We start from the raw sequence: 15,925 nt of genomic DNA on the forward strand, positions 1-15,925 counted from the left end.
CCTTATTAAATAATTAGTTATTTGATAATTTAGTGAAACGTAGGTTCAATAGCGCTAACCCACCAACCAATAAGAATATAAGTGTTGCAATTGCACTGGCTAAACCAAAGTCTTGACCACCACTGCCTTCAAAAGCAATTCGATAGGTGTAGCTCACTAATAAATCGGTATAACCTGCGGGCTCTGTTGTGCCAATCATGTTCGGGCCACCTTTTGTTAATAGCGCAATCATTACGAAGTTATTAAAGTTAAAGGCAAATGCCGCGATTAATAATGGGGTTAATGGCTTCACCATCATGGGTACCGTAATATAAAAGAAATTCTGAATCGGGCCCGCACCATCGATAGCGGAAGCTTCGTATAAATCTTCAGGAATAGACTTTAATAGCCCCATACATAAAATCATCATGTACGGAAACCCTAACCATGTGTTCACGATTAATACCATGACTTTGGCGGTAAATGGGTCAGAGAACCAGTTAGGTTGAATCCCGAACATACTATCAAGCAGCATGTTAATCTCACCAAAACTTTGGTTAAAAAGACCACGGAATATCAAGATTGAAATAAACGCTGGGACCGCATAAGGAAGGATCAATAGTAAACGATATACCGCTCTGCCTTTTAGCGCTTCCCATTGAACAACAGACGCTAATATTAAACCTATCGCTAAAGTAAATACGATGGTCAATGTTGCAAACAGAACCGTCCAGATAAAGATACTGATAAACGGTTCTTTAATGCCATCGTCTTTCCAAATACGTTCAAAGTTTGCTGTCCCAATATTAACAACAAAACCAGGTGAAATAGGATCACCTACGTACTCGCCGTTATCATTAATTTCTTGATAAAAACCAATTTCATGATTCGCTTTGAAATACTGTTCTGTTTTATTGTTAAACAGTGTTTCACCGTCTTCTTGTAAAGTAAATAAAGGTCCAACCGCTGCAAACTTACGCAAGCCACTCATTTTAATTTGCTCACCAGAAGGCAGTGATAATGAGATTAAATTAAGGTAAGGACGCTTAGCAATAATCTGTTTAATCTTTGCTTTTTTACCTCGAATATACTCAACTGGTGCTAAAGCCAGTGTTCTCTCTGCATCTTGGTTTAGGTCAAACGACTCTGTTGCCAATAATTGCCCTGCATCTTTTATCGTTAACGCATAACCGTTACCTTGATCCATTAAAGTAAAAGGATAACTTTTTCCGCTTTGGAATGTTTTGCTTAAATGCACCGCCTGAGAACGCTCTAGAGAAAGCTGATTTGTTGCACTGTAATTGGTAAACGCCAGTCCAATAGTGTACATCAAAGGGAAAATAATAAAGAGAATCATCCCTGCGATACCAGGGTAAGTATAACGATAAGCGTATGTTTTTTTACTTCCAAATACGTAAACGGCAAGAGATGTTAATACTAACGTTAACATTGCGAATGCAGTTTCGCCACGAGAGTACATAAGTACGCAAACATAACCATTAATCGCAGCGATGGCTGAAAGCAATCCCCACTTAGCCATTAATTTATAGTTTGTTTGCGAAGCAATTGTTGTTGTCATAAGCTTCAAGACCTTTTAAAAATACCAACCTAGTAAATCAACTCATCAGATAAAATAGACTTATTTAGGGGAGTATAACGATGAGAGAATAAAAAGGAGGAAGACAAGTCTCCCTCCATAACTGCTTTATTTAGTCATTCGTTGTTCAGCAGCAGCCAATGCGTCTTTTACTATTTGACGTCCATCAACTACGTTACCAAGCGCTTCTTCCATGCTATACCAGAAAGTAGTGAACTGAGGGATGTTTGGCATCACTTCACCATTCATTGCATTATCCATTGTGGCTGCAATTCTTGGATCATTACCCAGTTGCTCTTGGAATGAATTTAATGCAACTGCGCCCAGTGGCTTATCATCATTGAGTGTTTTTAAGCCTTCATTTGTTAATAAATAACTTTCGAAAAACTCAACAGCAAGATCTTTATTTGGCGACGCAGAGCTAATGCCTCCAACCCACACACCAACAAACGGCTTTGATACCTGACCATGGAATTTCGGTAATGTAGTAACTCCATAATCGATACCTGCTTTCTCAATGTTTGACCAACCCCAAGGGCCATTAATCATCATAGCGACATTGCCTTTAACAAATTCAGATTCAGCAACCGAGTAATCCATATCAGCTGAAATGACGTTGTCTTGTACCATTTTCTCGATAAAACTCATCGCGCTTTGAACTCCGGGTTCATTAACTCCGGCATTCTTTACATCATAACCATCCGCTGTTTTTTTAAATGCATAGCCACCATCAGCCGCAAGCAACGGCCATGTAAAGTAGGCTCCGCCACGTAATGGCCACATGATTGCTTTTTGATTGTTTTTAGAAAGCTCTTTATCCAATGCTGGAATATCTTCCCAATTTTTTGGTGGCGTTTTAATCACGGCTTTATTATAAATTAATGATACTGATTCAATAGCAACAGGATAAGCGATGGTTTTACCTTTATAAGACACCGCGTCCCACGCAAAATCGACAATCTCTGATTTCAATTCTTCAGATGGCTTAATTTCGGCTAAAAGACCCGCCTCAGCAAACCCACCAAAACGGTCATGGGCATAAAAAAGAATATCTGGGCCATCACCTGCTGCGGCTACTTGAGCAAATTTCTCTTCTGCTTTATCTGGAAAAGAAACAGTCACTTTTACGCCAGTGTCTTCTTCAAAGCGTTCACCGATCTGAGCCATACCTTCGTACGCCTTATCACCAGTAACCCAAATCGTTAATTGACCTTCTTCAATTGCAGCAGAAGCATTAATAGAACCAAGAGCTGCCATTGTGCAAATAGCAACAGTGCTGAGGACTTTTTTCATTGTGAATCCTTCCTTTTATAATTAATGAATCATCCGTAGGGTTGAAGTAATAAGGGTGATGACTCAGTTTTCAGAATGTATTTTCGGCAATTAACACCGATTATTCATCCTCCTACTTTCTACGCCTTTACTTATCTTGATAAAAAGCGTGATCTCAATCTTGATTAGGTCAGTATCAGATCACAAAATACCACTGAAGTGGGATAATCCTCACACTGAAAGTTGATAAAACTTTGAAGCTCATCGATTTTATTCAAAAACGTGATCTAGGTACTCCTCCCCCCTACTCCCCCAAAAAAAATCAAAGGGAGGAGGATGACGGCATGGTTCTTTTCCGTAAGAATGGAACCATAAAGCAATTCGAATGAATTATTTAAAATTAGAATAGAGGACAGACACAATGACGAGTGTCACTTTACGCAACGTCTGCAAATCTTATGGCGACGTTAAGATCTCGAAAAATGTTAATTTAACGATTAATTCTGGTGAATTTGTCGTTTTTGTTGGGCCATCAGGTTGTGGTAAATCCACACTATTACGCTGTATTGCAGGTTTAGAAGACATCACTTCTGGCGATCTCTACATGGGTGATAAACGGATGAATGATGTAGAGCCATCTAAGCGTGGTGTCGGCATGGTTTTCCAATCTTATGCTCTTTATCCCCACCTTAATCTATTTGATAATATGTCATTTGGTTTGAAGTTAGCAAAAAAAGACAAAAGCGAAATAAAACAAAGAGTTGATCACGCAGCAGATATCCTACAATTAGGGCATTTACTTGAACGTCAGCCTAAAGCATTATCTGGAGGACAACGTCAACGTGTCGCGATTGGACGTACATTAGTGTCCCAACCTGATGTGTTTCTATTGGATGAACCTTTGTCTAACCTTGATGCTGCACTCCGTGTTCAAATGCGTATCGAAATAGCTAAACTGCATAAAAAACTTGGCTCGACGATGATTTATGTAACACACGACCAAGTTGAAGCGATGACAATGGCTGAGAAGATTGTGGTCCTTGATGGCGGTTACGTTTCTCAAGTTGGCGCTCCATTAGAACTTTATCATTACCCAAAAAATCGCTTTGTTGCGGGTTTCATTGGTTCACCAAAAATGAATTTCATTAGTGTTTTCATTGATGATGTAGAAGACGATCAAGTTAAGGTTCAATTTGCAAACGGCTCTTCATTTTGGATCCCAGTAGATGGAAAAAATGTGGTTCGTGGCGAACGAATGTCTCTTGGTATAAGACCTGAACATCTTATTGCAGCAGAAAAAGCAGATGCCATTATTCATGGCGATGTTCTTGTGGTAGAAAAGTTGGGATATGAAACACAAATTTATTTAACCGTTGAGGATGCGGACGCCGATATCATATATCGTGTACCTGATACTGCTCTTGTTAATGCTGGTGATAAATTTACGATTGGGATCCCTGCATATCGTTGTCATTTATTCCATAACGATGGCAAAGCATGCCAAAGACTTTATAAAGAAGCTGGGGCTTAACATAAAAACCTTAGTCAAATTTAACAAGCCCAATAATGCATTGGGCTTTTGTTGTTTATCCAGAGGAACATTGTGATTACCAACCAAGCTTTCCCTTACCCTTTAGGTGCAAACCTAAAAGCACACGGATGTAATTTTTCAGTTCACTATGCTTCTGATTACCCATTAACATTAGTGATTTTTAATAATGATGGTAGTCATCAAGAATACCCATTTACTGAAGAATACGGTGCTATAAAATATACCTTTATCGAAGGTGTTACTGCTGGCTGCATTTATGCTTTTAAAATCATAAAAGATAAAGAAGAATTATTACTTCTTGATCCTTATGCAAAAGCATTAGCTAATACACCTCATTATCAACCCCCTTATACCTCAGAGCAAAGTTGGACACTGGCACAATCCGTCGTTATTAATAATGAATTTGATTGGCAGCAAACCTCAAGACCAATGATCCCCCACTCTGAAACTATCTTACTAGAAACCCATGTAAAAGGGTTTACCCTACTTAATACTAAGATAAAAGAAGAAGTTCGGGGAACTTATCTTGGTTTAGCGGATCCAGCGAATATTGCACATTTAAAACAGCAAGGGATTACTTCAATCCAGCTACTTCCTGTTGCTGCTTGTATGCACGAACCACATTTACTTGATATGAAAATGGTCAATTATTGGGGGTACAATCCACTCTCATTCATGGCCCCAGATCCTCGGTATGCAAAAAGCGATGCCGTTATAGAATTAAAAACTGCCATTAGAGAGCTTCATAAAAACAACATCGAGGTCATTTTAGATGTTGTTTATAACCATACGGCGGAGGGCGGCAATGGCGGATCAACATTTAATTTAAAAGGATTAGATCAAGACTACTATCTGCACCATCACGGTAACTACACTAACTATACAGGTTGTGGGAATACACTCGACATTACCCATCAAGCAAGCTTAAATTTAGTCATGGACACTTTACGTTATTGGGTAGAACAATATCACATTGATGGTTTTAGATTTGATTTAGCCGCCACATTAGGCCGAGAATATGACCAATTTAACCCTAACAATGCTTTCTTCAAAGCAGTCGCTCAAGATCCTATTCTTCAAAGAGTGAAGATGATTGCAGAACCTTGGGACATTGGCCCTAACGGTTACCAAGTAGGGGAATTCCCTGATGGTTGGAACGAATGTTGTGATAAGTATCGCGACACGACAAAAAGCTTTTGGCGCGGTGAACAAAATTACATTAAATCCTTAGCAACACGGCTAATGGGATCTCGAGATCTGGTTAGTGCTTCACGATGGCCTCACAAATTACCCGTAAACTACGTCAGTTATCATGATGGATTTACATTGCAAGATTTGGTCAGTTATAAAGATCGCCATAATCATGCGAATGGTGAAGATAATCGAGATGGGCATGGCGATAATCGCTCAGATAATTATGGTATTGAAGGGGCGACCGATAATCCAAGAATTATTGCTCTACGTGAAAAACAAAAACGGAATATGATGACAACCATTCTGTTCAGTTTTGGCATTCCACACTTACTCGCTGCTGATGCCTGCTCACATACACAGCAAGGGAATAATAACGCGTATTGCCAAGACAGTACTATTAGCTGGGTTAACTGGTCACTCAACCGAAATGCAAAAGAATTCAAAGTATGGTTGGCAGAGATGATTCACGCTCGTCAAACGCATATGGTTCCGATAATAAATGCATTCAGTGGTTCAAGAAGAAATGGACAGAAAGTTGAATGGTACGCGCCTGATGGGCATGTGATGAACCACAGTGATTGGCATGGAGCTAAATCATTATGCTTACATCTAAATGTTGATAATGGGGATAAAGAATTATTAATCATTATTAATCAGGCAAATACAGCGACTCAATTTATACTTCCAGAAGCCACAGAACACCGTCGTTGGTTGTTAATTTGTGATACTCAATACAATAAATTAACGCCAAAACAAACCGTATTTGACTATAGTTTGTCACCTCTTTCTATTGCGATCTTCGCGACACAATAAACCACTAATAAAAAAGGAGGCGTAGGCCTCCTTTTTGGTACTGCACTAAACTTAATGTTCAGTTTCAGATTTTACACGTCCCTTGTGATATGTTCTATACGCTAAAACCGTCAGCGTAATTATTAGCTTGGATGTCATCCAGATCATATACGAACAATCTACCTTAAAATTGGTGTGTAAAAGACAAAGTGTCTTGCTCTTTATCACTCTAATAACATTAGAGCCGTCAATAATAATACCTAAAGGTAACAATTTTGTCATTAACTTTACATAACCCCTAGCCAAATGCATTGACTGGAAAAATAAAGCAACACAAGTAATTAACACCGATAATGCTATAAATTAAATTATCTGAGATAAGCGATCTTGCACTACACCCACAATTAAGTCGGGTTGGAACTTAGAAATAAAACGATCACACCCTACTTTCTGTACCATAGCATCGTTAAAACTGCCACTTAATGATGTATTCAATGTAATGAACAAATCTTTCATACGTGGATCATTTCGAATCTCATGCGTTAAACGGTAACCATCCATTTCTGGCATTTCAGCATCTGTGATCATCAACAAAATCTCATCAGTCACCACTTTACCTTCATCACACCATCGTTTTAATAAATTTAAGGCTTGTAGACCATCACTACATTCTATTACCTCTAAACCTAGCTGTTGCAATGTACTACGAACTTGTGCACGCGCAGTGCTTGAGTCATCAACCGTTAATACTTTACGCCCGTGCATATGATGAATAAGATTTTCGTCTAAAACGCCTTCAGAGATCGAAATATCATATTCAATAATTTCAGCTAAGACTTTTTCAACATCAATAATCTCAACAATGCGGCTTTGTTTTGGTTCGACTTCCACTTGCGTAATTGCCGTTAAATAATTATGACGACCCACGGTTTTTGGTGGCGGTTGAATATCAGCCCATGTTGTATTTATAATATTTTGAACCTGGCCAACTAAAAAGCCCTGAGTTGAACGATTATATTCAGTTATGATCAAATTAGTATCTTCATCGATCTCCATTGGCTTCATGCCAATGGCACCACGTAAATCGATAACAGGAACAGACTCACCACGTAAGCTTGCGACTCCGGCAATATGATGGTGAGACCCCGGCAGCCTTGTTAATTTAGGAACCTTAAGGATCTCTTTTACTTTAAATACATTAATTGCAAAAATTTGGGTTGTATTAAGCTTAAACAGCAATAACTCCAATCGATTTTCACCCACTAGTTGGGTACGTTGATCAACGCTACTTAACATTCCACTCATCGGTATCGCTCACTTAATAAGATATGTTGATAATATAATCAAGGATGCTTTCTACAGCACGTTATATATATATTATCGGCAAATTTGAGAAGTCTTTAACAAGTTAGTGCAAAAAAATAGACAATAATGTTACTATTCGCCGAATAAGCATCAGATAAGATGTATGTTGCACTAAATTAAAGGAATTTTATATGTCACCAGCACAACCCCTACTCGTTCGAATGATGAATACTAACATCGTTCTTCAGATACTCGTCGGTATTATTGCCGGTGTTGCTCTTGCTGTACTTGCTCCAGATCTTGCTGTTTCTGCCGGCCTTTTTGGTCAATTGTTTGTTAGTGCGCTAAAAGCAGTTGCACCAATTCTTGTCTTTATTCTCGTTGCATCATCGATTGCAAATCAGAAACGTGGGCAAGACTCAAATATGAAGCCAGTGGTTGTTTTGTATTTAGTCGGTACCTTTTGTGCTTCATTAACCGCTGTAGCAATGAGTTTTATTTTTCCGACAACTCTCTCTCTTGTTACTGATGCAGCAACGAACAGTGCACCAGAAGGCATAATGGAAGTTCTGCATACACTTCTATTCAAAATTATTGATAACCCAATTAATGCATTAATGACGGGTAACTTTATTGGTATCTTAGGCTGGGCAATCGCTTTAGGCTTAGGTCTTCATTCTGCTTCTGATGCAACAAAGAAAGTGTTCATTGACCTTTCAAACTGTATATCAAGCATTGTAACGGTCGTTATCCGTTTTGCGCCTATCGGTATCTTTGGTTTAGTGTCTAGCACATTTGCAGAAACAGGCTTTGATGCATTAGCAGGTTATTCTCACCTACTGGCCGTTCTACTTGGTTCAATGGCATTTATCGCATTAGTCGTTAACCCATTAATCGTATTTATCCGCACAAAACGTAATCCTTACCCATTGGTATTTTTATGCTTACGTGAAAGTGGTGTAACCGCATTCTTCACTCGTAGTTCAGCAGCAAATATCCCAGTAAACATGGCATTATGTGAGCGTTTAAACCTGCATAAAGATACCTATTCAGTATCGATTCCACTAGGTGCAACAATTAACATGGCTGGTGCAGCGATTACCATTACCGTTCTTACGCTGGCGGCGGTTCATACAGTGGGTGTTCAGGTTGATTTACCTACAGCATTACTGCTTAGTTTAGTGGCCGCTATTTCGGCGTGTGGTGCTTCTGGTGTTGCTGGTGGTTCATTATTACTTATCCCATTAGCATGTAGCTTATTTGGTATCCCTAACGAAATTGCAATGCAAGTGGTTGCTGTTGGTTTCATCATCGGTGTAGTTCAAGATTCAGCTGAAACAGCCCTAAATAGCTCGACAGACGTTCTTTTCACTACAGCAGCATGCCGCACTGCAGAAAACCCATACAAACCTCTAGTACAAGAAACAAACTAATTTGGTTTTATGATACAAATAAAAAATGGCAGCGAATTATCGCTGCCATTTTTGTATCTATAATCAATTAATGATGTCTATTTCAAATTTAGTAAGAAACCATAAATACAATCGATTTTTAATGATCAGGATGTTGATATAAATACAATGAGTAAGATAACGCCAATAACGCACACAATGTCGCTGGAATCGCTAACGTATTGGTTCCAAGGATAGGATAAAAATACCCGCCAATAACACCACCGAAAATAAAACCAAATGCGATAAACAGATACAAAGCTAACCGTCTGCGATGAATCACTTCACCTTTAAGTTTCATCCCTAACATGATGCCTAAATCAGTAAAGACTCCCGTAACATGAGTCGTCCTAACGACTGCCCCGCTGTATGTTGTTACTAATCCATTCTGCAAACCACAAGCCGCCGAAGCAAAATAATGCCCCCATTGACTTCCTTCATTTAAAATCACCATTGCAGCAAACAAAAATAAACTTTCGATTAATAAGGCAAAATTATATCTGCGGCCTAATTTTAACGCACTACACCCTACGATTAAACTGCTTAACGAAGAACCTAAAACGAAGCTAACAATGATATAAAATAAATGTAAGGTCGTACCATCAAACGCCAGCAACTGAGTACCTAATAGCGTTGCAGTACCAGATAAATGAGAAATAGATTGATGCTGGAAGCCCAACAAACCGACAGAGTTAGTAATACCAGCGAGTAAGGCCAGAAAAAAGGTACCGTATTCAACCCATTTTGGTAGTTTTGAAATCACAATATATTTACCAAGTCGTAAAGACGGATATTCTATACTCAAATACAAAGAAATGGATGATCTGTCGCAAATAAAAAAGGAAAGGTCTGCACCTTTCCTTTTGTTATGAAATTGTTGAGTCGTAATTAATCTAGATACATTTCAACATATTTCTCTGCGGCATCAGACCAGCTAAAGTTTTGTTTCATTGCATGTAGTTGAATTCGTTTAACTTCATTCAAATCTTGGGCATACAATAACAACGAACGCATTAATACTAATAGCAACTCTGTTGGCTCAGGGTTAATAAAACTAAAACCCGTCGCATTTTCATTGTCACTATCATAATCAATCACACTGTCTTTTAACCCACCAACCGCACGAACGATAGGTAAGGTTCCATAGGCCATACTGTAGATCTGATTTAAACCACAAGGTTCAAATTCTGATGGCATCAAGAAAAAGTCAGATGAGGCTTCTATCCAATGAGCTAGCTTATTGCTGTATGCTTCGACAAACGCAAACTTATCAGAATGTATCGCTGCAATTTCTGTTAATTGTGCAGCAAGAACAGGATCACCCGTACCAACAATAACAATTTGCAAATCATGCTTTAAAAACTGCTCTAAAATTGGAAGTAAATAATGAATGCCTTTCTGGTTTGTTAAACGACAAACCATGCCATACATTGCCACTTCTTTTTGTGGTAAACCGACTTCTTCTTGCAGAGCTGCTTTACATACTTTCTTACCACGAACCATACTAATTCGATTGGCTTTAAATTGCTTAGGAATGAAAGTATCCGTCTCCGGACTCCACTCACTATAATCACAACCATTCAAAATACCAAACAAGTCAGATTCTCTTGCTTGAAAATCAGAAGCCATTCCATGAGAACCCAGTTCTGTTAGCAATTCTTTTGCATACGTTGGACTTACCGCATTAATCTTATCTGCACATTGAACACCCGCTTTGAGCATACTAATATGAGTATGACTAACGGCCGCTTCAGGCACATAATGCGTTTTAAATTCAGAAAGGCATCCAATATCATCGTAATGAAAAATACCTTTAAACACCGCATTATGAACAGATAAAACACTGCGTACTTGAGAAAAGTAAGCGTCGTTTGCATAGCGTTTTTTAAGAAGGTACGGCAATAAACCAGTATGCCAATCATTGGCATGAATAACATCGGGTTTAATCTTTAATTTAGGCAGCATGTCTAAACAAGCGGCACTAAAAAAAGCAAAACGCTCACCATTATCAGCATAAGCTTGATTGTTTTCAGCATACATTTCTGCACGATCAAAATAATCAGCACATTCGATGCCTAATACCGTGATCCCTTCAACACTCAATGATCTCACTTGGTATGGTGTATGAGGCCAATGCTCTAATGTCGTGCTCAACAATACTTCAGCATCATCACGCTCTGGGATTGCACTATAAGCAGGCATAGCAATATGTATTTCATGACCTAAGTCTTTTAATGATTTAGGCAGAGCCTTGGCAACATCTGCCAAGCCCCCACTTTTGATCAATCCTTCGACTTCAGATGCAGCAAATAAAATCGAAAGCGTTTTAGTAGCCAATTCTTTCTCCTTTAGGGATAACAACGATACCCTGATCTGAAACATGATATTTCTTCTTATCTTCCTGAAGATTAACACCAATTTCTGTTCCAGGTGCAATATCTGCGCCTTTATCGATAATTACACGGCGTAATACACACCCTTCACCGATTTTCACATCACCTAAAAGAATACTTTCACTAATATCACACGCCGATGCAATATTACTTCGAAAACCGAGTACTGATTTTTCAATACGTGAGCCACGAACATAACTACCACCACAAACTAAGCTGTCGATGATTTGTACTCGGCCATTGGCAGAATCAGTAAATGTTGCAGGTGGCAATGGTGGGTAATATGTGTGCAGAGGCCATTTACGGTTATAAAGAGAGAACGGAGCATCTTTTTTCAGAAGATCCATGTGCGCTTCCCAATAAGAATCGATAGAACCTACATCACGCCAGTACACCTCTTCTTTCTCGCCCGTAATTTTATTTGTACTAAAATCATAAACGTACACATTCCCTACAGGGAACATTTTTGGAATGATATCTTTACCAAAGTCATGCGATGAAGCCGTATTTTCAGCATCTATCTCAAGCTCTCTACATAAGTTTTCAGCTTCAAAAATGTAATTACCCATTGAGACAAGAGCAATACCTGGTTGACCAGGAATACACTTAGGATTTGCAGGTTTTTCTTCAAAACCAATCATTTTCCCATGCTCGTCAACTTCAATAACACCAAATTCAGACGCATCTTTTGCTGGCATACGAAGTGCTGATACCGTTAATGCCGCTTCTTTCTCTTTATGGAAATCGAGCATTTGTCGAATATCCATTTTGTAAATGTGATCTGAACCAAAAATACAAACATGTTCAGGATCCGTTGATTCAATAAAACTGATATTTTGATAAATCGCATCCGCAGTACCTTCATACCAACGTTTACCTGTACGCATTTGAGCTGGCACAGGGTCAATAAAGCGATCGGTAATTCCATTTACATTCCAGCCTTTTTTCATATGTTGAAATAAAGACTGTGATTTAAACTGGGTTAATACATAAATACGCATTAAATCAGCATTTACGAAGTTATTTAACGCAAAATCGATTAAACGGTAACTGCCACCAAAAGGTACTGCAGGTTTAGTACGAGATTCAGTTAAAGGACGTAAACGCGATCCTTCACCACCAGCCAAAATCATTCCTAGTACACCAGCCATTTCTTCTCCCAAAGAATTATTATTTATAGTCACTATCAATAAATAGCGCTTAATATGTTTATTTTGAGATTAACTTAACACATTGTCGTTACAAAACTGTGAACCATGTAACTTCTATATATTTACAAAATAGATTCACTCGTTAATGTGCTTTAGGTCAATCTTTAATTGCTTCAAGTAACATTTATTTTACACAATAAGAACCAAATGTACATACAATATGCTGTTCACTAAACATTTGTTTGCATATTAATTTAGTGAATGTAATTATCAAGGTAATTTTATGGTTTAGAGGTTCTTATGTCATTGTCTCTTTTTACTCAATTACAACGCATTTGGGATTATCATTTACTTAACCAACCGATAAAAAAAAGTGATGCCATTTTTGTTCTTTGTAGTTATGACTTACGTGTAGCTGAACATGCCGCTCAACTTTACTTAGATGGATTTGCTCCTTTAGTCATTTTTTCTGGTGCTCAAGGCCGTGCAACTGAAGGCTTATTTACGTTGAGTGAAGCAGAAACATTTGCTAATGTCGCTAAAGATATGGGAGTCCCCTCTTCCGCTATATTACTCGAAACAAAAGCCACTAATACTGGTGAAAATATATTCTTCACTCAAGACTTACTCAAAGAAAAAAATATTACTCTTAATTCATTATTACTTGTACAAAAACCTTATATGGAAAGACGCTTATTAGCCACCTTTCTAAAAAATTGGAACGATATAGAATTTTGTATAAGTTCGCCTAATATTAGATTTGTAGATTACCCAACAGATGAGGTTACTTTTGATCATGTCGCGAGTATTATTTTAGGTGAATTACATCGACTAAAAATTTACCCTACACTTGGGTATCAAGAACAACAAACGATTCCTGATGATGTATGGAAAGCATTTGAAAACTTAACCAAACTAGGGTTTGATGAATATTTACTCACTGAATAATTATTCAAACTATCAATAAAGTATGTTCTTCATAAAAAAGCCCTAAAGATCAAAATCTTTAGGGCTTTTTTATTGTTCAATCCATTATTTTAAACGATAGAAAACCGTAGATAATGGCGGTAGGTTTACGACTAAAGACTGCGCTAGCCCTTGAGATTCCACCGATTCTGTCTGTACATTACTAACGACGTCATAACTGCTGCCACCGTAATAATCAGCATCCGTATTTAAAACCAGTTCATACTCACCTGAAACTGGCATTCCTAAACGGAAGTCATTTCTTGGTGCAGGAGTAAAGTTACTGATCACTAATATACGCTCACCGTTATCGCCTAAACGCTCATGGGCTAACACACTTTGCTCAGCGTCATTTTGTAAACGCCATTCAAACCCACAAGGTTCACAGTCATTAATATAAAGTGCTTCTTCATTACGATATAACTGATTCAAATCTTTAACCAGATGCTGCATACCAGAATGACGATCGAATTGTGTTAAGAACCATTGTAATTGATCATCATGATCCCATTCTGCACTTTGAGCAATCTCTGCTCCCATAAAGTTCAGTTTCTTACCAGGTTGTCCATACATGTAACCCATGTACGCACGCATATTCGCTGTTTTCTGCCATTCATCGCCTGGCATTTTATCCAGAATAGACCCTTTTCCATACACCACTTCATCATGAGACAACGATAATATGAAATTCTCACTGAACGCATAGACTAATGGAAAAGTAATCGTATCATGATGATAACGACGATGAATTGGATCTTCTTGAATGTAATTTAAGCTGTCATGCATCCAACCCATATTCCATTTAAACCCAAAACCTAGACCGCCATCAAACGTTGGTGCTGACACCCCAGGATACGCCGTAGATTCTTCTGCTATCGTCATTGCGTTAGGGAAATGAGAATACACTTCTTCATTCATCCATTTAAGCAGAGCAATGGCACCATGGTTATGATTACCCCCATCCCAGTTAGGGATCCATTCGCCATCTTCACGTGAATAATCAAGATAGAGCATTGATGCAACGGCATCGACACGTAAACCATCGATATGAAAATGCTCAAACCAGTACAAGGCATTAGAGACTAAAAACTCACGAACATGCAATTGGTCATAATTATAAATATAACTCTGCCAATCATTATGCCAACCACGACGCGGATCCGGATCGTTAAACAATGAGGTTCCATCAAAATTAGCTAAACCATGAGAATCCGATGGAAAGTGAGCTGGAACCCAATCCAATACCACACCGACACTGGCTTTATGACATTCATCAACAAAGAATTTAAAATCATCTGGTGAACCAAAGCGGCTTGTTGGTGAGAATAAACCAATCGGTTGATAACCCCATGAACCATAGAATGGATGCTCAGAAACTGGCATTAACTCTATGTGTGTATAGCCCATTTCAACGATGTAGGGGATTAATTCTTCAGCAAGTTCACGATACGTTAGAAATTCACCTTTCTCATTTCGTTTCCACGACCCAATATGCAATTCATAAAAAGATAACGCCTCTTTTTGCTTTGCTGTTACGGAACGGTTCTGCCATTTCGTATCATGCCACTCGTAGCTTGATTGATCATAAACCACAGAAGAAAATGAAGGATATTGTTCGTTATGCGCACCAAAAGGATCCATTTTATGAGGAAGAATTTCCCCATGCGGTCCTTTTAGTTCAAATTTATATTTCGTTCCGACAGCATGCTCAGGAATAAATAACGCCCAAAGTCCATTATCAATACGCTGCATAGGATGACGACGACCATCCCATTGGTTAAAGTCACCAATGACACTTGCAGAAGATGAATTTGGTGCAAAGACAATATATCGCACACCTTTAATTAATTTACCATCACGCTCAACAGTGAAAACATGCGCACCTAAATGGTGATACATTTCTTTTGGTGTATGGACATTACTTTCCGTTGGGGCAATAGAATGATACTGGTATGGATCATCTATAATCTGTTCCGTTCCACTCCAATCAACAACAAGTTGATAATGCTTGTCCGTCAAATCAATCGGACTAGAAAGAAAGAAACCACCCGAATTGCGAGAATGAGGTTCAGGGCTTAAAGGGTACTCAAGATCAGCAGAAATTCTTACTTTTACGTTCGTTGCATCAGGCAACCAAACACGTAGAGCGATATCTTGAGATTGGTACTGTGGACCTAAAAAAGAAAATGGATCACAAAATGCAGCTCGATTGAGCTGCATGTAGACATCCTTTTCTTTACGTTCAACAAGTAAGTTCAACGTAAACACTCCTA

At 38.5% G+C, this 15,925-nt stretch carries 11 protein-coding genes; 4 read left to right on the top strand and 7 right to left on the bottom strand.

Translation table 11 applies throughout. The features are described from left to right. Positions 1-13 precede the first annotated feature (13 nt). Both malF and malE read right to left on the bottom strand, forming a co-directional pair. Positions 14-1,558, bottom strand: a complete 1,545-nt coding sequence (malF, locus tag A6E04_RS00935) for a maltose ABC transporter permease MalF (protein ID WP_065609423.1) — start codon at positions 1,556-1,558, stop codon at positions 14-16. Positions 1,559-1,684: 126 nt separating this feature from the next. Continuing rightward, positions 1,685-2,869 carry a maltose/maltodextrin ABC transporter substrate-binding protein MalE gene (gene malE / locus A6E04_RS00940; RefSeq protein WP_017021380.1) on the bottom strand — a complete coding sequence of 395 codons (1,185 nt, stop codon included), beginning with the start codon at positions 2,867-2,869 and terminating at the stop codon, positions 1,685-1,687. 400 nt (positions 2,870-3,269) lie between these two features. Here malE and malK point away from each other — a divergent pair, with 400 nt between their 5' ends. Together malK and glgX are read left to right on the top strand one after the other, a co-directional pair. Then, on the top strand, positions 3,270-4,379 hold the full coding sequence (gene malK, locus A6E04_RS00945; protein ID WP_017021379.1) for a maltose/maltodextrin ABC transporter ATP-binding protein MalK: 1,110 nt from the start codon (positions 3,270-3,272) through the stop codon (positions 4,377-4,379). 72 nt (positions 4,380-4,451) lie between these two features. Beyond that, positions 4,452-6,407 (top strand): glycogen debranching protein GlgX, encoded by a 1,956-nt coding sequence (gene glgX, locus A6E04_RS00950; RefSeq protein ID WP_139078720.1) that lies wholly within the window; start codon positions 4,452-4,454, stop codon positions 6,405-6,407. Positions 6,408-6,749: 342 nt separating this feature from the next. On the opposite strand, the gene A6E04_RS00955 is transcribed toward glgX, so the two are convergent. Beyond that, positions 6,750-7,691, bottom strand: a complete 942-nt coding sequence (locus A6E04_RS00955) for a chemotaxis protein CheV (RefSeq protein WP_017021377.1) — start codon at positions 7,689-7,691, stop codon at positions 6,750-6,752. A 191-nt stretch (positions 7,692-7,882) separates the two neighbouring features. Here A6E04_RS00955 and sstT point away from each other — a divergent pair, with 191 nt between their 5' ends. After that, on the top strand, positions 7,883-9,124 hold the full coding sequence (sstT, locus tag A6E04_RS00960; RefSeq protein WP_065609435.1) for a serine/threonine transporter SstT: 1,242 nt from the start codon (positions 7,883-7,885) through the stop codon (positions 9,122-9,124). Positions 9,125-9,242: 118 nt separating this feature from the next. Here sstT and A6E04_RS00965 read toward each other — a convergent pair whose 3' ends face one another. From A6E04_RS00965 to glgC, 3 genes are all read right to left on the bottom strand, one after another. Next, a complete protein-coding gene (locus A6E04_RS00965) occupies positions 9,243-9,905 on the bottom strand; it encodes a YoaK family protein (protein WP_017021375.1) in 663 nt (220 codons plus the stop codon). 125 nt (positions 9,906-10,030) lie between these two features. Continuing rightward, positions 10,031-11,479, bottom strand: coding sequence for a glycogen synthase GlgA (gene glgA / locus A6E04_RS00970; RefSeq protein WP_017021374.1), 1,449 nt, complete (start codon positions 11,477-11,479; stop codon positions 10,031-10,033). Next, entirely contained in the window at positions 11,469-12,686 is a 1,218-nt protein-coding gene (glgC, locus tag A6E04_RS00975) for a glucose-1-phosphate adenylyltransferase (RefSeq protein WP_023604522.1), read from the bottom strand. Before glgC ends, glgA begins: the two co-directional genes overlap by 11 nt. Positions 12,687-12,986: 300 nt before the next feature. Between glgC and A6E04_RS00980 the strand changes: the two genes are divergently transcribed. Further along, positions 12,987-13,634, top strand: a complete 648-nt coding sequence (locus A6E04_RS00980; RefSeq protein ID WP_017021372.1) for a YdcF family protein — start codon at positions 12,987-12,989, stop codon at positions 13,632-13,634. Between the two features lie 84 nt (positions 13,635-13,718). On the opposite strand, the gene glgB is transcribed toward A6E04_RS00980, so the two are convergent. Next, entirely contained in the window at positions 13,719-15,911 is a 2,193-nt protein-coding gene (glgB, locus tag A6E04_RS00985) for a 1,4-alpha-glucan branching protein GlgB (RefSeq protein ID WP_422614040.1), read from the bottom strand. Positions 15,912-15,925 lie beyond the last annotated feature (14 nt).

The sequence above is a fragment of the Aliivibrio logei genome (assembly GCF_001691055.1).
GTDB lineage: Bacteria > Pseudomonadota > Gammaproteobacteria > Enterobacterales > Vibrionaceae > Aliivibrio > Aliivibrio salmonicida.

Excerpts from the sequence above, each read along its gene's own strand:
- malE (WP_017021380.1), bottom strand. The coding sequence starts at position 2,869 with ATGAAAAAAGTCCTCAGCACTGTTGCTATTTGCACAATGGCAGCTCTT.
- sstT (WP_065609435.1), top strand. The coding sequence starts at position 7,883 with ATGTCACCAGCACAACCCCTACTCGTTCGAATGATGAATACTAACATC.
- malF (WP_065609423.1), bottom strand. The coding sequence starts at position 1,558 with ATGACAACAACAATTGCTTCGCAAACAAACTATAAATTAATGGCTAAG.
- malK (WP_017021379.1), top strand. The coding sequence starts at position 3,270 with ATGACGAGTGTCACTTTACGCAACGTCTGCAAATCTTATGGCGACGTT.
- A6E04_RS00980 (WP_017021372.1), top strand. The coding sequence starts at position 12,987 with ATGTCATTGTCTCTTTTTACTCAATTACAACGCATTTGGGATTATCAT.
- A6E04_RS00955 (WP_017021377.1), bottom strand. The coding sequence starts at position 7,691 with ATGAGTGGAATGTTAAGTAGCGTTGATCAACGTACCCAACTAGTGGGT.
- glgC (WP_023604522.1), bottom strand. The coding sequence starts at position 12,686 with ATGGCTGGTGTACTAGGAATGATTTTGGCTGGTGGTGAAGGATCGCGT.